17 protein-coding genes are annotated in these 16,261 nt (G+C 45.8%); 9 read left to right on the forward strand and 8 right to left on the reverse strand.

Annotated elements, in window-relative coordinates; genetic code table 11:
• Window positions 1-221: 221 nt before the first annotated feature.
• Entirely contained in the window at window positions 222-1,280 is a 1,059-nt protein-coding gene (locus tag QUA36_RS06035; protein ID WP_333456141.1) for a homogentisate phytyltransferase, read from the reverse strand.
• Window positions 1,281-1,316: 36 nt separating this feature from the next.
• Window positions 1,317-2,270: a methyltransferase domain-containing protein gene (locus tag QUA36_RS06040; RefSeq protein WP_333452274.1), complete on the reverse strand. Its 954-nt coding sequence runs from the start codon at window positions 2,268-2,270 to the stop codon at window positions 1,317-1,319.
• A 252-nt stretch (window positions 2,271-2,522) separates the two neighbouring features.
• Here QUA36_RS06040 and QUA36_RS06045 point away from each other — a divergent pair, with 252 nt between their 5' ends.
• A complete protein-coding gene (locus tag QUA36_RS06045; protein ID WP_333456143.1) occupies window positions 2,523-3,857 on the forward strand; it encodes a TrkH family potassium uptake protein in 1,335 nt (444 codons plus the stop codon).
• A 139-nt stretch (window positions 3,858-3,996) separates the two neighbouring features.
• Window positions 3,997-4,692 (forward strand): TrkA family potassium uptake protein, encoded by a 696-nt coding sequence (locus tag QUA36_RS06050; protein WP_333456145.1) that lies wholly within the window; start codon window positions 3,997-3,999, stop codon window positions 4,690-4,692.
• Window positions 4,693-5,032: 340 nt separating this feature from the next.
• Here QUA36_RS06050 and QUA36_RS06055 read toward each other — a convergent pair whose 3' ends face one another.
• Window positions 5,033-5,266 carry a hypothetical protein gene (locus tag QUA36_RS06055; RefSeq protein WP_333165369.1) on the reverse strand — a complete coding sequence of 78 codons (234 nt, stop codon included), beginning with the start codon at window positions 5,264-5,266 and terminating at the stop codon, window positions 5,033-5,035.
• Between the two features lie 311 nt (window positions 5,267-5,577).
• Between QUA36_RS06055 and QUA36_RS06060 the strand changes: the two genes are divergently transcribed.
• Both QUA36_RS06060 and QUA36_RS06065 read left to right on the forward strand, forming a co-directional pair.
• Entirely contained in the window at window positions 5,578-6,177 is a 600-nt protein-coding gene (locus QUA36_RS06060) for a sulfite oxidase-like oxidoreductase (protein WP_333456147.1), read from the forward strand.
• Window positions 6,178-6,802: 625 nt separating this feature from the next.
• On the forward strand, window positions 6,803-7,495 hold the full coding sequence (locus QUA36_RS06065) for a PEP-CTERM sorting domain-containing protein (protein WP_333456149.1): 693 nt from the start codon (window positions 6,803-6,805) through the stop codon (window positions 7,493-7,495).
• A gap of 453 nt (window positions 7,496-7,948) precedes the next feature.
• On the opposite strand, the gene QUA36_RS06070 is transcribed toward QUA36_RS06065, so the two are convergent.
• Together QUA36_RS06070 and QUA36_RS06075 are read right to left on the reverse strand one after the other, a co-directional pair.
• Window positions 7,949-8,215 carry a hypothetical protein gene (locus tag QUA36_RS06070; RefSeq protein WP_333454688.1) on the reverse strand — a complete coding sequence of 89 codons (267 nt, stop codon included), beginning with the start codon at window positions 8,213-8,215 and terminating at the stop codon, window positions 7,949-7,951.
• A gap of 90 nt (window positions 8,216-8,305) precedes the next feature.
• Entirely contained in the window at window positions 8,306-8,557 is a 252-nt protein-coding gene (locus QUA36_RS06075) for a mechanosensitive ion channel domain-containing protein (protein WP_333456151.1), read from the reverse strand.
• A 397-nt stretch (window positions 8,558-8,954) separates the two neighbouring features.
• On the opposite strand from QUA36_RS06075, the gene ahcY reads away from it, so the two are divergent.
• The 3 genes from ahcY (at window position 8,955) to QUA36_RS06090 (ending at window position 12,607) form a co-directional block, all read left to right on the forward strand.
• Complete coding sequence (gene ahcY, locus QUA36_RS06080; RefSeq protein WP_333047387.1) at window positions 8,955-10,232, forward strand: adenosylhomocysteinase; 1,278 nt, start codon at window positions 8,955-8,957, stop codon at window positions 10,230-10,232.
• A gap of 181 nt (window positions 10,233-10,413) precedes the next feature.
• Window positions 10,414-11,016: a DedA family protein gene (locus QUA36_RS06085; protein WP_333162929.1), complete on the forward strand. Its 603-nt coding sequence runs from the start codon at window positions 10,414-10,416 to the stop codon at window positions 11,014-11,016.
• A 166-nt stretch (window positions 11,017-11,182) separates the two neighbouring features.
• Window positions 11,183-12,607, forward strand: a complete 1,425-nt coding sequence (locus tag QUA36_RS06090) for an NADP-dependent isocitrate dehydrogenase (RefSeq protein ID WP_333456152.1) — start codon at window positions 11,183-11,185, stop codon at window positions 12,605-12,607.
• 103 nt (window positions 12,608-12,710) lie between these two features.
• On the opposite strand, the gene QUA36_RS06095 is transcribed toward QUA36_RS06090, so the two are convergent.
• Entirely contained in the window at window positions 12,711-13,319 is a 609-nt protein-coding gene (locus tag QUA36_RS06095) for a glutathione S-transferase N-terminal domain-containing protein (RefSeq protein ID WP_333162932.1), read from the reverse strand.
• 137 nt (window positions 13,320-13,456) lie between these two features.
• Here QUA36_RS06095 and QUA36_RS06100 point away from each other — a divergent pair, with 137 nt between their 5' ends.
• Entirely contained in the window at window positions 13,457-13,849 is a 393-nt protein-coding gene (locus tag QUA36_RS06100; RefSeq protein ID WP_333456154.1) for a DUF2358 domain-containing protein, read from the forward strand.
• Window positions 13,850-14,149: 300 nt separating this feature from the next.
• Window positions 14,150-15,322 carry a TRC40/GET3/ArsA family transport-energizing ATPase gene (locus QUA36_RS06105; RefSeq protein ID WP_172188640.1) on the forward strand — a complete coding sequence of 391 codons (1,173 nt, stop codon included), beginning with the start codon at window positions 14,150-14,152 and terminating at the stop codon, window positions 15,320-15,322.
• 339 nt (window positions 15,323-15,661) lie between these two features.
• Here QUA36_RS06105 and QUA36_RS06110 read toward each other — a convergent pair whose 3' ends face one another.
• Both QUA36_RS06110 and QUA36_RS06115 read right to left on the reverse strand, forming a co-directional pair.
• Entirely contained in the window at window positions 15,662-15,955 is a 294-nt protein-coding gene (locus QUA36_RS06110; RefSeq protein ID WP_333123183.1) for a hypothetical protein, read from the reverse strand.
• Window positions 15,945-16,241, reverse strand: coding sequence for a BrnT family toxin (locus QUA36_RS06115; RefSeq protein ID WP_333162936.1), 297 nt, complete (start codon window positions 16,239-16,241; stop codon window positions 15,945-15,947). Before QUA36_RS06115 ends, QUA36_RS06110 begins: the two co-directional genes overlap by 11 nt.
• Window positions 16,242-16,261: the final 20 nt, after the last annotated feature.

Here is a 16,261-nt window from a genome sequence, read left to right on the forward strand (position 1 = left end):
GTTTGGGAGTTCGCTAACTTGTAATTGCCAATTTGTTCTAATTTGTTAACTCTTCCTTCCTTCTTCCTTCTTCCCCCTTCCTTCTTCCTCCTTCTCCCTTCCTTCTTCCTTCCTCCTTCGGACTGATATCCGTTACATCCCGTACATTGCTCGTTGCCGAACTGCCTTCTTCCTTACATCCGTTACATCCGTTACAAAATCCGTTGCCGAACTTCTTCCTTCTACCCCAACAAACAAGCTGCGGGAAAAATCAGATATTCTAAGAAAAACAACTTCCAGATAAATTGATAAAATGCAGCAATTTCTATTTGATCGTCCAAATCAACTTTTGCGCTCCAAAACCACATCAAACCCAAAGCCGCCAAATGAGAAACTGCCAGAAACACTAAATTAACATTAGACAACACGATCGCTCCCGCCAAAGTCGCGCCCAAATAACAAACCGTCAACACCCAGCGAGATAAATTAAAGACGGCCGGCTTGCCCAGCTCAATCGTAAACGTAGTAATATTATATTGCTTGTCCCCTTCCATGTCCGGGATATCTTTAAAAATGGCGATCGCAAACGTAAACACCACAACAAAAACCGTCAGCACCCAAACTTCCGCAGGAATCCCAAAAGACACACTTTCCAAATTCCAGCCAGAAAAAGCGCTTTTCGCCCTTCCCAAACCCAACACCCAATTAAAGTGCAAAAATAACCCTAAATTTACGATCGCGCCCCGCACCGTAAAAATGCACAGCGCCGCCCAAAAAGGAAACCGTTTCAGCCGAATTGGGGGGAGAGAATAAGCAGTCCCGATCGCCAAACTAACACCAACGGTAGCCAGCAAAAATGGGCCTTGTAAAACAGCGGTCAAAATTGCTATAATTCCCGTTGCAATTACAATTAATTCCCCGGTTTTCCGAGAAAACACTCCCGATGCGATCGGCAAATACGGCTTATTAATTTTATCAATTTCAACATCTTCTAACTGGTTTAATCCCACAATATAAATATTGCCACAAATGCAAGCCAACCAGGCAAAAGCTAGGGGCCCAAATATAGGATTTACAAACAGCCGCGCACTTTGGGCGATCGCGTACAACGCCAATACACTCAAGCTAGTACCCACAATTGTGTGCGGCCGGGAAAACTCCCAAAATGCCCTCACCCAGCTTTGCGGAGCCGAGGCATTTTTATCAATCCAAGACTTGCCAATCGAATCGTTGCCCATAAATCTCACACCCGCACCAAACAAATAATATTCTCTAGGGTGTGCAAGGCACACCTTACTCATCAACTCAAGACTCAAAACTTCTCTGATATATGCCTGTTATTTTACAGCACAAATCAGCCCAAAACGAATCAACCCGCTCTGATATCCACGGCTCATCAATCCGAGAGCAAGTGCTGCTTGAATAGTAGTCCAACCGCTCGTTAGCAAACCCCAAATCGCGCTCGGAGTCAAAGCAGAATCAATCACCACATCCCAAAAAGGAGCAACAGCTTTTGACCAATCAGCGCTGCGAATACTTGTCAAAGGCAAACTGCGGACAATTTCCTCGTATTCCGGCAAAGAAATCACATAAGGCAAAGCATAAACCCGGTAAATTTCTGCCAACTCCTTTCTCTCTTCATCAGTTAATTCTCCCGCCGTTTCTCCCACCGGGCGGTGACACCAAGTAGCCAAAATCAAAGTTCCTCCCGGCTTGAGTACGCGGCAGCATTCCTGCAAAAACTTAATTTTGTCGGGCATATGTTCGCCACTTTCGAGCGACCAAACCAAGTCGAATGACTCGTCAGGAAAAGGCATATTCAAAGCATCGGCCACCAAAAAATTCACATTGCTTTCTTGCCCAGCAATTTTAGCGCGTTCGGTTGCTCTGTTGGCCTGTACCGGACTCAGAGTAATTCCGGTAGCTGTAACGCTACCGCCCGTTTTGTTGAGTTCGGGCGATCGGCTAAAATCACGATCGACCCCGCCATCCAACTTTAAATTATTTTGAGCGATCGAACTAAACTTTTCGGTCAAATACAGCGTGCTGCCGCCGATCCCGCAACCGACATCGAGAATGCGGTAAGATTCACACAGTGCCTTGTCTGAGGGTACTCCAGCCCAGCCCAGCAGTTCTTCTATCAAATCTATCTGAGCCTGTCGGCGCTCTTTTTTCAAATTGCCATCTGGGCCGTAGTAACCGTGGTGCATATGTTCGCCCCACACCTGCTCCCACAAACCGCTAGAAGCGTCGTAAAGTTGCTGAATTTGCTGGTAAAGTGTTGATGTCATCGCCGGATCGCAAGTTATTAAAGGAATTCTACCGTTATTTTCTCGCTGTTGTCATAGAATTTGGCGATTGAGTTCGACCGGTCTCCGGCATTCGCCAAACAGAGATGTTCTGATTTCAAGCCCGAGGATCGATTTGCGGGTTGCGTCTCAAACCTCAAATCTAAAATCGATTTGTGGCTTCCCTCTCAAACCTCAAATCTAAAATCGATTTGTCGTTCCCTCTAAAATCTAAAATCTAAAATCTAAAATCGAATGACTGTCTCGCGAACCATTGCTTTGGGCTTTCTCGCTGTCATCCTCGCAGGTACTCTATTGCTGATGATGCCCTTTTCCACAATTGATGGAACTTGGAGCGATCCAATAACAGCACTGTTTACCTCTACTTCCGCTGTCTGCGTCACGGGATTGTCGGTTGTGGATGTAGGAAAATATTACTCTTTTTGGGGGCAACTGTGCCTAGTTTTACTGGTGCAAATAGGAGGCTTGGGCTACATGACAGCCACGACTTTCTTGCTGCTATTATTGGGCCGCCGCTTTGGCTTGAAAGACAAAGTTGCCCTGCAACAATCTCTCGACAAATCCGGGCTAGCCGGCGTAGTACAACTCGTGCAGTCAATTCTAGCAACAACGCTTTTGTTGGAATTAACAGGAGTGTTTTTGCTGATGACGGTTTTCGTCCCCCAATACGGATTTAAAGAGGGTGTGTGGTCTGCTATATTTCACAGCGTTAATTCGTTTAACAACGCCGGTTTTAGCATCTATTCAGATAATTTGATCGGCTACATCAATTCGCCTATGGTTAACTTCACAGTCAGCGGTTTAATCATATTTGGGGGAATTGGCTATCAAGTAATTATGGAAATGTACCTGTGGCTGCGCGATCGGTTCAATAAAAGCCCTATCTGCACAGTTTTTTCCCTAAATTTCAAAGTCGTTACCAGTACAACTGCCGTTCTTTTAATTTTAGGAACGCTAGCCTTTTTGGTGCTCGAATACGACAACCCAAACACTTTCGGCGCTCTAAATTTTCCTCAAAAGGTGATGGCAGCTTGGTTTCAATCTGTTACTCCCCGCACGGCGGGGTTCAATACAATTAGCATTGGCCAAATGAGCGAAGCCTCGCTATTTCTGACTATCGCGCTGATGTTTGTCGGCGCCAGTCCCGGCAGCACGGGTGGCGGAATCAAAACCACAACTTTTAGGCTATTGTTTTGCTGTACCACAGCAGTTATCGAAGGCCAGGAAGATGTGGAGTGCTATCAGCGTCAAATCCCGCCAGCAATGATTCTGAAAACCATTAGCGTAGTCTTCGGTTCCCTGTTGGTCGCGTTCACATCTGCAATTTTAATCGAGGTGACCAATCCCCAAGTAGAATTTATCGCAGCGCTGTTAGAAGCAGTTTCAGCTTTTGCTACGGTCGGTCTTTCGACTGGGATTACACCCACGCTTTCAGCGATCGGTAAGCTAGTTTTGATTGCTACAATGTACATAGGTCGGGTTGGCGTGTTGCTGCTGATGAGTGCTGCCTTCGGCGATCCAAAACCCAGGTCTTTTAAGTATGCCGAGGAAAGTTTGTTAGTGGGATAAAAAATTCTGCCTCGTTGCTGATAATCTAAACAATGGGTGACAACCCAAATCAACTTTTACTACTTACCCAAAAATCAAAAGGAGGCGGCGCTGTCTCTGCTAAAATTTAAACAGCAAGACGCTCAGCGCTGGATATTCAGTGAACCTGTCATCTTTAAATTTTTTTCGCACTTTGCGCGCCGACAACAAGCAGTTTGCAGTTATTGGTTTGGGACGCTTCGGCAAAGCTGTGTGTTCTACTCTGCACGGTTTGGGTTACGAAGTCCTGGGAATTGACACCGATGAAAAAAAAGTAACTCAAGCTTTGAACGATCGTATTGCTGCTCACGTTGTGCAGTTAGATTCTACTGAGCCTAGCGCTCTTGGGGAAGCTGGTATATTTGAGTTTGAAACAGTGATTGTGGCGATCGGCAATTACCTAGCAGAAAGCATTACCACCACCCTAAATCTTAAGGAAGGCGGGGTAAGTCACGTAATAGCCAAAGCTTCTTCGGAAACTCACTTAAAACTGTTGAAAAAAGTCGGCGCAGATCATGTAGTTTTTCCAGAACGAGAAATGGGCTGCTCTTTGGCCCGCCTTCTTACAAAACCCAGCATTTTAGAACGCTTTGACCTCGACCCAGCTCACAGCATCGTTGAGTTGCTCGTTCCTGAAAAGTTTGACGGTAAAACCATCTCCGAATTGGAACTCCGGCGCAGGTATGGTTTGAACTTGCTAGCAGTCGGCCGCGCCGAAAAGTTCGAGATTAATCCGGAGCCAAGCGAACGCTTGAGAAAGGGCGACGCGATGGTAGTAATTGGTTCTAATAAAGATATCAATCGCTTGCCAATTTAACAGCTCGCCATTTTACGCACATACACCAACACTCCTGGACTCTGAAACCCGGTTTCTTGGGTTCCGAGTGTCTAAGTCCTAAGCAATTCTTGCGGGATGTGTGAAAATTTCAGACCCTCACAAACCCGGTTTATCTAAGATAAACCGGGTTTCTCTGTCAATATGTATGTTCTAATTTTTAACTGAAATATGTAAATTGAATTTCACCAATTCTAGGGTTGGTTCCGTCTTTGCGACTCCCTCTGAGAACCTAGCCAGACAAATCGCGAAAAATTTTAACAAAGTAGCAGCACTCGATCATCGCGCTCCCGCAAATCATAGGAGCGCTAGCCTTGAAAATTCAGCCCACTTTCAAGATTTTTTGCAAATAAGCTTTGCCAAAAACCACCACCGCCAAAACTAGAGCGAGTTCAACAGGCCAAGGACACGCCGCCACAAACCAAATTAACGAACACACTCCAATAATTGCAGCTATCGGAGCCGGAATTCCGTCTAGCGTTCTGTTGTCAGTCCCGGCAGTCACCCACCAAGCAACCAAGCAGACCGTCAAAGGAATCAAGCAACTTGTGATCATGATTTTTACCCCATCAATGTTTTTTACATATGGCATCTGAGCATATTGTTACAATACATCAAAGATTCAGAAGTGTACCATCAATTGCGATAAAATTTAAGGTTAGGTAATTCATACTCTGGGGTGATATATTTTGTGATTTTTAGCTTAGCCTCTCTCAGAAGGCATAAGTAGGTTGGCATCAGGCAGGATTGTGGAATTTTTATTTCGGCAGAAGTCCTGAAAGCTTTCTACCTTGAGATGAATTGCAATGCACCCATGTCTGCAAGTTATAGTGAGGATTGCAGTCAGTTACTGTAGAGCGTGAATCAATGCTGGGCAAATTTTTTCGCAAGCCAGAATCAGAAAACAGCGATCGCGTCCCCCCGGGTCAATACCTCGCCAACGGCTTTCCTGTCCTGACCTACGGCGATACACCCTCCGTCAGCATAGAGAGTTGGGAATTTAAAGTCTGGGGATTGGCAGAACCAAAAACCTTCACTTGGTCGGACTTCCAGGCCATGCCCCAAAGTAACTTTACTGCGGATTTTCACTGCGTCACTCGGTGGTCAAAACTCGACGTGCAGTGGACGGGAGTCAAAGTCACAGATTTTATGAACTACATAGAAGTCGATCCGAAAGCTTTGCACGTCCTGGAACACTGCTACGGCGGCTACACCACTAACATTGCGATCGCCGACTTCCTCCGAGAAGAAAACTTTTTCGCCCACACCGTCTTTGGCGAACCTCTATCCGCAGACCACGGCGGCCCGATGCGGCTGGTAGTTCCCCACTTGTACGCTTGGAAAAGCGCTAAATGGATTAACGGCCTGGAGTTTACAGAAACCGAAGAACTCGGTTTTTGGGAACGCAACGGCTACCACAAGCGGGGCGAACCTTGGGCAGAGGAACGCTACAGCGGTTTGTTTTGATGCGGGCGATGGGAACCAAGGACTTACCCAGAGCTTCTCTATACAATCTTTGTTGAGAGGCAATCCGGTCTTTTACCGCTTCAATCTGCGGAAATTGCATCTCCTCGATCGCATCTTTGGGATATCTCACGCCAGGGGCTCTATTTAATTCAACCAAAATACGTAGACCCAACGATCGCATTTTGTACGTAATTTACCCGATAGATAAACTACTTTAACTCCCCTACACAAGCCCCAAAAAACAAATATTGCCAGTTTCTGGCTAATAGAAAACTTCTGGAACTATCAGTACCCACGAATATTACCGTATTTATACTTAAGTGTTCGCTATTGAGTATTGAGACTTGAGAATATAATAAAAAATTAGCCTAAGCCCGATCCAAATCACTTTGACGGGCCCGCGCTCCATGCCCGCGAATGCAAGGTTTCAAGCCACAATATTTATAATTATTTAGTGGGTATTATGAGGGAGCGATCGCCCGCAGATAGATGCGATCGATAGCATTTGTGAAGGTTATGTAAAGGCTTGATAAAGAATATGTCAAAATTCACCTAAAGTGAACCAAATACAAACAAAGTATCGCATAATGAAAATATTAAGACCATCGCACAAAAGGAACAGGTTATGAATACCAAACTCTTATCCGCCCTCACAGCTACCGCCGCCGCCACAGCTCTGTTTGGCGCCGGAGCTCCAGCTCAAGCCTTCTCCTTTGGTACCAACGGCATAACATTCAGCCAAGATACAAGCGTCAAGTTTAACTTCAAAGAATCTCACGGTGGGTATACCTCCTCTTTGGGCATCTACACCGTGAAGGACTCGGCTGCCACTCTAGTTAACACCCTGTTTTCGGAAACTAAATCCTCAGACAACCAGTGGGAAAACGAATGGAAAGGAACTCTGGGCAATACAGTCCTGGGTTCTGGCTCGGCAGTATTCACATTCCTGGCCAATCAAATTTATACTTTGGGACTCAACAGCGGCGGCAACGGCAGTGTCTACTCGACCTCAGCCTTGAACAGTGGCAGCCAGCAAGCGGTGTTTGGCGGGCAAGGGGAACTGTGGAGCGCGCTCGACAAAGAAACCACGAACGTCTTCCAAGCTGCCGGAGACTTCACAAATGCAACAGGTTCTCTGTTTAATGGAGGCACACTAATCTCCTTCGACGATCGCGGTGGCGGAAACGACAAAGACTTCCAAGACTTCACAGTGAGCGCAGAAGCAGTTCCCGAACCAATGACAATGACTGGTTTGGCTCTCGGTTTGGGTGGTTTGGTTGCAGCACGCCGTCGCCGCGCTAGCAAGACGACTTCATGATTTTTTTCAACCGGAACAATCTCATCAATGACGTTTGACAAAATAAAATTCAATTAGGAGGCGCGCTAATGAGAAATCGGCTCGCCTTTTGCTTGATTTGAAAAGTCAGAAGGGAGAAGTCATATCAATTCTGGTTGCACTCCTCATGATTGTTGACTGTTGACTGTTGACTGTTGACTGTTGACTGTTGACTGTTGACTGTTGACTGTAGAAGGAGGGGTCGCCAAACTGAATGATGGTTGAGTGTTGGATGTTGACTCGATTTTACGCCCCACGATGAAGCGCGGATTTGATATCAGAGGGAAGTTCGGCCACGCAGCAGCGTACGGGATGTAACGGAGTTAACGCATGGGTGTGGAGGGAAGAAGTCAAGCGTGAAGAAGTCAAGCGTGAAGCAAGAAGATTTTTCCAACTCTCCCACTCTGCCACTCTCTCCCTATCCCAACTCAAAATTCAAAACTCACGGTAAATTGTTCGATCGTACAAAGTCACCAGTACCGGTTGAGTAATTTTAATGTCCCCCCGGATGCACGCTACTTTAATCGCCAGCACAGCCCTGGTGTTTGTCCGTCGCACCTGTGCTTGTTCGCGCAGCGTCCAATAGCGGACAATAAGATGCAAAGAACCATCCTTAAAGCCTGAAGTATCAACATCATAGGCTAAATTTAAAGGCAAGTTAGTTCGCCTCTGGATCAGGCTTATTAGTAAGCTGTTGTGCATTTAAATTGTATATTGAGGGCGGGTTATCCTGCCCAATCCCTACTCCCCACACAAGTAAAAATTTATTTGACTATGCAATTTCAATGCGGATTAGCTTGCCCGCACTGAATTGGTAAATACGATCGCCTTCGGCATGATAACTCGTTCTCCCCGATCAATAATAATTTGAGTTGAACGCCACAAAATCTTTTCAACAGTACCTTCAAAGCCTTCTACAATTATCCGATCGCCCCCTTGAAACGATTCGTGCAACAGCAAAAAAAATTCCGCTAAAAAGTATTTTAAGATGTCTTGGAACGCGAAACAAATCCCTACTGAACCAAGTCCTAACCAACTGATCATATCTGCAGGCCGCCAAGCTGGGAACGCAATTACGCAGGCGCTTAAACTGCCAGCAGCCCAAGTGAGAGTGTCAATCGATTTTAGATTTTAGATTTTAGATTTTCGATTGAAGCCTTGACCCCACGGATCAATTCGGGGGCTTGTATCCTGGATGCTTTCGGTCAAATAATTGAAGAATGCCACGCTAACACAAAAGATTGAGATTGATCGCCAGACAGGAATGTTTGACTCTGGCTGTGCAGGTGACTCCATCGACTCGTTCGCTAATCATTAAAACACAATCAAAATTTAAGATTAGCAGCGCCGACCCCGATCGAGTAAAATCACAGCACTTGCCCGCCGATGGGTTAATCTGCTAAAACTAACAAAGTTTGATGATTTCTGAGAAATAACATACATGGTTGCTACATCCGTCAAGATTAAACACGAAGTCAAAGACTTGTCCCTCGCCCCCTTGGGAAAGCAACGCATCGAGTGGGCCGGCCGGGAAATGCCCGTTTTGCGGCAAATTCAAGAACGCTTCGCTAAAGAAAAGCCTTTCGCTGGCATTCGCTTGGCTGCTTGCTGCCACGTAACCACAGAAACTGCTCATTTGGCTATCGCCATCAAACTCGGCGGTGGCGACGCCGTACTGATCGCCAGCAACCCCCTGAGCACTCAAGATGACGTAGCGGCTTGCTTAGTTGAAGACTACGGCATTTCCGTCTTCGCCCTGAAAGGAGAAGACGCGGCTACCTACGAACGTCACGTCTACACAGCCCTAGACCACCGCCCCAATATTATCATCGACGACGGCAGCGACGTGGTAGCCGCACTAATCCAGCACCGCCCGAACCAAATTTCCGACTTAATCGGAACTACCGAAGAAACTACCACAGGCATCGTGCGCCTGCGGGCCATGTTGAAAGACGGCGTGCTGACTTTCCCCGCAATGAACGTCAACGACGCCGACACCAAGCACTTCTTTGACAACCGCTACGGTACCGGTCAATCTACCCTAGACGGCATTATCCGCGCTACTAATATTTTGTTAGCCGGTAAAAATATTGTGGTTGCAGGTTACGGTTGGTGCGGCAAAGGCACGGCACTGCGCGCCCGTGGTATGGGTGCTAACGTAATTGTCACCGAAATTGATCCGATTCGGGCGATCGAAGCAGTGATGGACGGTTTCCGCGTCATGCCGATGGACGAAGCAGCAACAGTCGGAGATATATTCATTACTGTTACGGGCAACAAACACGTCATTCGTGCCGAACATTTCGAGACAATGAAAGACGGCGCAATTGTTTGCAATTCCGGTCACTTCGACATTGAAATTGACCTCAAATCCCTCGGCGCAAAAAGCACCGACGTGAAAACAGTCCGGTCTTTCACTCAAGAATATCACCTCAATAATGGCAAGTCGATTATTGTGTTGGGCGAAGGTCGTTTGATTAACTTGGCAGCCGCCGAAGGACACCCCAGCGCCGTGATGGATATGAGCTTTGCTAACCAAGCTTTAGCCTGCGAATATCTAGTTACGAACAAAGGCAAACTAGAGCCTGGTATTCACTCAATTCCCGTGGAAGTTGACAAAGAAATTGCCCGTCTCAAATTGGAAGCAATGGGTATTCACATTGATACCTTGACTGCCGAACAAATTGAGTACACAAACTCTTGGACTTCGGGCACTTAATCATCGTTTATCGTTCCCCCGCTGTGCCGGGGAATCAATACAAGGAGGCTCTGCCTCCCTCATGGGGAGTCGAGGCAGAGCCTCTAGATATGTGTTGCCAGACAGAGCCTAGGAACGAGCGAGGACTAATGACTAATGACTAATGACTACTGACTTCTTCTTACCAAATTATTAAATCAAAATGGTTGAATGGATAACTAACACAATGCAGTCGATGGGCTATCTCGGAATTGGCCTGTTGATGTTTTTAGAAAATCTTTTCCCGCCCATACCCTCAGAATTGATTATGCCACTGGCAGGATTCACGGTATTCAAGGGCGGAATGGAGTTTTCACCGGCGATCGCAGCAGGAGTAATCGGTACAGTGGTGGGGGCGCTTCCCTGGTACTATGCGGGTAAATTATTGAGCGAAGAACGCTTGAGGAATTTAGCCGACAAATACGGCAAGTGGATCACAGTATCGGGCGCCGATATTGACAAAGCAAATAGATGGTTTAACAGACACGGCAACAAAGCCGTGTTTTTGTGTCGCCTCGTACCGGGAGTTCGCACCCTGATTTCCCTGCCCGCTGGCATCAATAATATGCCTTTAATTCCTTTTTTACTATACTCAACAGGTGGCACTCTTTTATGGGTAAGTTTCCTGACTTTTGCCGGATATAAACTAGGGGAAAATTATACACTTGTAGATGATTATCTGGGCCCGGTTTCCAAAATAGTTGTGGTGATTATAGTCATCTGGTGTATTTTGTGGATTGTGAAGAAGAATATGCAAAAAGAATAAAATTTTAGATAAATGCAGACATCCCCAAAAACATCTGCGTTTATCTGCTGTTATCTGGGGTTAAAAATCAATTTATCAAAAATTCATACAAATCTTTAGGATTGATTGAGGTTTAGGCAGACAATCGTGGCAAAATAGGGAACATTCCTATCCGCGCTGTTAAGATATGTACGAAAAAATTGTAGCCCCAACAACAGGTTCTAAAATTACTTTCAAAGACGGTTCGCCGATCGTCCCCAATGACCCAATTATTCCCTTCATTCGCGGCGACGGTACGGGCGTTGACTTGTGGCCTGCATCCCAGAAAGTCATGGATGCTGCGGTAGACAAGGCTTACGGTGGCGATCGAAAAATCAACTGGTTTAAAATCTATGTAGGCGACGAAGCCTGCGATGTCTACGGTACTTACCAATATCTGCCCCAGGATTCCTTAGACGCGATTAAAGAATACGGAGTCGCCATCAAAGGGCCACTGACAACCCCAATCGGGGGCGGAATTCGATCGCTAAACGTAGCTTTGCGGCAAATATTTGACCTTTACGCCTGCGTGCGGCCCTGCAAATATTATGCTGGAACACCATCGCTACACAAAACTCCTGAACTCCTAGATGTAATTATTTACCGGGAAAATACAGAAGATATTTACCTCGGAATTGAATGGGCTAAAGGCAGCGAAATCGGCAAAAAATTGATTGAATTCCTCAATAATGAGTTAATTCCTGCAACACCAGAACATGGCAAAAAACAAATTCGTCTCGATTCTGGAATCGGAATTAAACCCATTAGCAAAACAGGTTCTCAGCGTTTAGTACGGCGCGCCATTACCCACGCTTTACGGTTGCCGAAAGATAAGCAGCAAGTGACTTTGGTGCACAAAGGCAACATCATGAAATATACAGAAGGAGCTTTCCGAGATTGGGGTTATGAATTAGCAACCACCGAATTTCGCCAACAGTGCGTAACGGAAAGAGAGTCTTGGATTCTGGGAAACAAAGAAAAAAATCCCGACATTAGCTTAGAAGATAATGCTCGCCAAATAGACCCAGGATACGATGCTTTGACCCCAGAAAAACAAGCCAAAATTCGTCAAGAAGTAGCCGACGTTCTGTTTGCAATTTGGGACAGTCACGGCAGCGGCCAGTGGAAAGAAAAAATCATGGTCAACGACCGAATTGCTGACAGTATTTTTCAACAAATTCAAACCCGACCGGCCGAGTATTCGATTTTGGCGACAATGAATCTGAACGGGGATTATTTGTCCGATGCGGCCGCCGCCATTGTTGGCGGTTTGGGCATGGGCCCAGGCGCGAATATTGGTGATAAATGTGCAGTTTTTGAGGCAACTCACGGCACTGCACCGAAACACGCTGGTTTGGATAAAGTCAATCCCGGTTCCCTGATTTTGTCCGGGGTGATGATGTTAGAATACATGGGATGGCAGGAAGCAGCAGACCTGATTAAGAAGGGTTTGGGAGCGGCAATTTCTAACGGTGAAGTTACTTATGATTTGGCGAGGTTGATGGAGCCGCCGGTGCCTGAGTTGAAGTGTTCGGAGTTTGCTGAGGCGATTATTAAGCATTTCGCCGATTGAGTTTGAGGGCTTTTTTTGAACGGGCTAGAAGCCCGTTCCACAACCAGTAAACTTGCTTTGTGGGGTGTCCCGCCCACCCGAAAATACAATTTAGATGCGCGGTTTATAATGATGGAACAGCCATTCCGCGCTCAACGGCGGGACGCTTCTGCAAAGTTTCTACCCAACGTTTGAGGTGGGGGTGGTTGTCGAGGGTTAATCCTTGAAATTCGTAAATGGCAACCCAGGGATAGGTAGCAATATCGGCGATCGAATAGTCGCCGCAGATGTATTCATATTTTGCTAATTGAGTGTCTAATACTCCGTAGAGACGCAAGGTTTCTTTTTCGTAGCGCCCGATAGCATAGGGAATTTGTTCGGGTGCAAAGCGTTTGAAGTGGTTTAGCTGACCAAACATCGGGCCGACGCTGGCCATTTGAAACATCAGCCACTCTATAACTTGAAAGTATTTTTGTTTGTCTGTGGGCAGAAATCTGCCGCTTTTTTCGGCAAGATACATCAGAATAGCGCCAGACTCGAAGACGGTGATGCCGTTATCTCGATCGACTATCGCCGGAATTTTGCTGTTGGGGTTGATTGCAATGAATTCTGGGCTAAATTGGTCGTTTTTTGTGATGTCGATGACGTGCACGTTGTAGGGTAAACCTATCTCTTCGAGCATGATCGAGACTTTGCGACCGTTGGGGGTGGTAAAAGTGTAGAGGTCAATCATAGTTGTGATGTTAAGTTGAAAGTTTGCAAGGCAGGAAATAACCCGATATACTATCACAATTTGGACGAAAATTGCAAATTTTTGATATATTGTGTTAAAATTCTATTCTAATAATAGAAGAATAACGATCGCTCGAAATGGACATTCTTGAAATTATCAAAGACGATTATCAAAGATTTCCCGATAATCAGACTTACAGCATCTATGCAAAAGATGTTTATTTTGAAGACCCAGTGAATCGATTTACAGGAGTCGATCGCTACCGCAAAATGATCGGGTTTATGGGGACTTTTTTTCAGGATGTAAATCTCGACTTGCACAACATTTCGCAGTCGGGAGATACTATAGACACTCGCTGGACTCTGAGCTGGAGCGCACCGCTACCTTGGAAACCTAAAATGGCGATCGCCGGTAGAAGTGAACTGAAAGTCAACAGCGACGGTTTAATTGTTTCTCACATCGATTATTGGGACTGTTCGCGGTTGGATGTACTCAAACAGCTTGTATTTCCTCGGAAAACTAATATTTGAGAATTTTTTTTAGGTTTTTTAACAATAAAAAATAGTGTTTCAAGAGCGAGCTCCCTTTTTTAACCGCAGATGTTAGCAGATCAACACAGATGAACGCTGATGGATTTTTATTTGTTGCAATTGATATCTGAGATAAGTAATTTGAACTAATCTTGACATGGCAGCAATTTCCTGGATCACGGGAAATGTGCTGGGTTCAGCGGCTGCTTGTCGCCAAAATTAATTCCCCCACTAAATTAATCTCTGTTACATAACGTTACAATAAAGAAGTAAAGAATTTTCAGGCGAGCTAAACAATCAATGCGCTTAATATTAATGACCGGAAAAGGCGGCGTCGGCAAAACCTCCGTAGCCGCTGCGACGGGGCTGCGGTGTGCCGAATTGGGATACAAAACCCTAGTGCTGAGCACAGATCCCGCTCACTCCTTAGCCGACAGCTTCGACATGGAACTGGGACACGATTCGCGGCTGGTGAAACCGAATTTGTGGGGAGCCGAATTAGACGCTCTCAGGGAATTAGAAGGCAATTGGGGAGCCGTTAAGCGCTACATTACTCAAGTCTTGCGAGCGCAGGGACTCGAAGGGGTGCAAGCTGAAGAATTAGCCATCTTGCCAGGAATGGATGAAATCTTCGGTTTAGTGCGAATGAAGCGGCATTACGACGAAGGCGAATTTGATGTTTTAATTATCGATTCTGCTCCGACGGGCACAGCATTGAGACTGCTAAGTTTGCCGGAAGTTGGCGGTTGGTACATGAGAAAATTTTACAAGCCGCTGCAAGGCATATCAGCCGCCCTTCGACCTTTAGTTGAACCTATTTTTAGACCAATTGCGGGTTTTTCTTTACCAGACAAAGAGGTGATGGATGCACCTTACGAATTTTACGAACAAATCGAAGCTTTGGAAAAGGTTTTAACTGACAATACTGTGACTTCGGTAAGGTTAGTTACCAATCCCGAAAAAATGGTAATTAAAGAGTCTCTGCGCGCTCATGCCTATTTGAGTTTGTACAATGTAGCCACAGATTTAGTAGTAGCTAACCGGATTATTCCCGCAGAAGTAACTGACCCATTTTTCAAACGGTGGAAAGAAAGCCAGGAACAGTACCGTCAGGAAATTCACTCAGATTTCATGCCACTGCCAGTTAAGGAAGTGCCACTTTATTCTGAAGAAATGTGCGGTTTGGCCGCTTTGGAACGGTTGAAAGAAACGCTTTACAAAGACGAAGACCCAAGTCAAGTTTATTACAAAGAAAATACGATTAAGATCGTGCAGGAAAACAATCAATATAGTCTTGAACTGTATTTGCCCGGAATTGCTAAGGATCAGATCCAGTTGAGCAAAACTGGAGATGAGTTGAATGTTCGGATTGGCAATCACCGCCGTAATTTGGTGTTGCCGCAAGCTTTAGCGGCGCTGCAACCTTCGGGGGCGAAAATGGAGGATGATTATTTGAAGATTAAGTTTGCTTAACAACACTTACGCACTATCAACCTAAAAAACCCGGTTTCTAGGAAAAATCGTGGATAATCCCTTGAGATATTCACGCAGAAACCGGATTTTTTGCCCGCGTGCAGGTATTGAGCTATTCAGCAGACTTACGCCATTCTTGTCCGAGGCGAACTGCTTTGTCAAAAGTAGGATGGTTGGGTCTGCGTTTATGAGACAGTGACTTTTGTAATGGTATCAATTCCGATTGTACCGGAATGATTTAACCGCAGAGGGCGCAGAGGGCGCAGAGTCTGCAGAAGAGAGAGATGAATAATTCCGATGTCAACGGATTTGATATGAGATGCTGCTGGCTAGAGACAATTAACAGGACTCAGCACGAAGGACTTCGTTTAATGCCTCATCAATCACTGCATCGCTGACACCTCGACGCTTCAAACTTGCTACTAAGGCTGTTACTGTCTCGCTCTCAAATCGTTCTAAATCAACGCGCAAACCTTGACCGATATAAGCACGAATTAATGGCTGATAACCAGAAAAACCCAACAATGGTGCAACTTTTTTTAAATCTTCCACAACATCTTCGGGCATACGAATCGTCACGCTAGTCATTGGACGGTTGCGGTTTAATCGCTGCTTTAATGCTTCAACCTTCATACTCTGCCCTCTCCTGACGAGTTGCTTTACGTGCTGAAATAATCCGAATGACATTTTCTTCACGCTCAATGTGAACCACATACAGTAGATTCCACCGACTATCTAGCCCAATCACAGCCTCACGCGCTTCCTCATTGCGGCTGGCATCAACGACAACTAGAAATGGGTCAAAGAAGGATTCAGCAGCTTGTTGAAAAGTAACCCCATCATGATTCGTGGGATTTATCCGCGCTTTTCCCTCGTCCCATACAAAGGTAATGCCATTGAGCACGAAGTATACATTCATGCTCCCTAGTATAGGTAAAA

Origin of the sequence: Microcoleus sp. Pol10D4 (genome assembly GCF_036701555.1) — a bacterium.
Classification (GTDB): domain Bacteria; phylum Cyanobacteriota; class Cyanobacteriia; order Cyanobacteriales; family Microcoleaceae; genus Microcoleus.

Bases quoted from the DNA above. Each gene is read 5' to 3' on its own strand.
- QUA36_RS06105 (WP_172188640.1), top strand. From the start codon at position 14,150: ATGCGCTTAATATTAATGACCGGAAAAGGCGGCGTCGGCAAAACCTCC.
- QUA36_RS06070 (WP_333454688.1), bottom strand. From the start codon at position 8,215: ATGCACAACAGCTTACTAATAAGCCTGATCCAGAGGCGAACTAACTTG.
- QUA36_RS06090 (WP_333456152.1), top strand. From the start codon at position 11,183: ATGTACGAAAAAATTGTAGCCCCAACAACAGGTTCTAAAATTACTTTC.
- QUA36_RS06060 (WP_333456147.1), top strand. From the start codon at position 5,578: ATGCTGGGCAAATTTTTTCGCAAGCCAGAATCAGAAAACAGCGATCGC.
- QUA36_RS06055 (WP_333165369.1), bottom strand. From the start codon at position 5,266: ATGATCACAAGTTGCTTGATTCCTTTGACGGTCTGCTTGGTTGCTTGG.
- QUA36_RS06095 (WP_333162932.1), bottom strand. From the start codon at position 13,319: ATGATTGACCTCTACACTTTTACCACCCCCAACGGTCGCAAAGTCTCG.
- QUA36_RS06085 (WP_333162929.1), top strand. From the start codon at position 10,414: ATGGTTGAATGGATAACTAACACAATGCAGTCGATGGGCTATCTCGGA.
- QUA36_RS06075 (WP_333456151.1), bottom strand. From the start codon at position 8,557: ATGATCAGTTGGTTAGGACTTGGTTCAGTAGGGATTTGTTTCGCGTTC.
- QUA36_RS06110 (WP_333123183.1), bottom strand. From the start codon at position 15,955: ATGAAGGTTGAAGCATTAAAGCAGCGATTAAACCGCAACCGTCCAATG.
- QUA36_RS06035 (WP_333456141.1), bottom strand. From the start codon at position 1,280: ATGAGTAAGGTGTGCCTTGCACACCCTAGAGAATATTATTTGTTTGGT.
- QUA36_RS06065 (WP_333456149.1), top strand. From the start codon at position 6,803: ATGAATACCAAACTCTTATCCGCCCTCACAGCTACCGCCGCCGCCACA.
- QUA36_RS06045 (WP_333456143.1), top strand. From the start codon at position 2,523: ATGACTGTCTCGCGAACCATTGCTTTGGGCTTTCTCGCTGTCATCCTC.
- ahcY (WP_333047387.1), top strand. From the start codon at position 8,955: ATGGTTGCTACATCCGTCAAGATTAAACACGAAGTCAAAGACTTGTCC.
- QUA36_RS06100 (WP_333456154.1), top strand. From the start codon at position 13,457: ATGGACATTCTTGAAATTATCAAAGACGATTATCAAAGATTTCCCGAT.
- QUA36_RS06115 (WP_333162936.1), bottom strand. From the start codon at position 16,241: ATGAATGTATACTTCGTGCTCAATGGCATTACCTTTGTATGGGACGAG.
- QUA36_RS06040 (WP_333452274.1), bottom strand. From the start codon at position 2,270: ATGACATCAACACTTTACCAGCAAATTCAGCAACTTTACGACGCTTCT.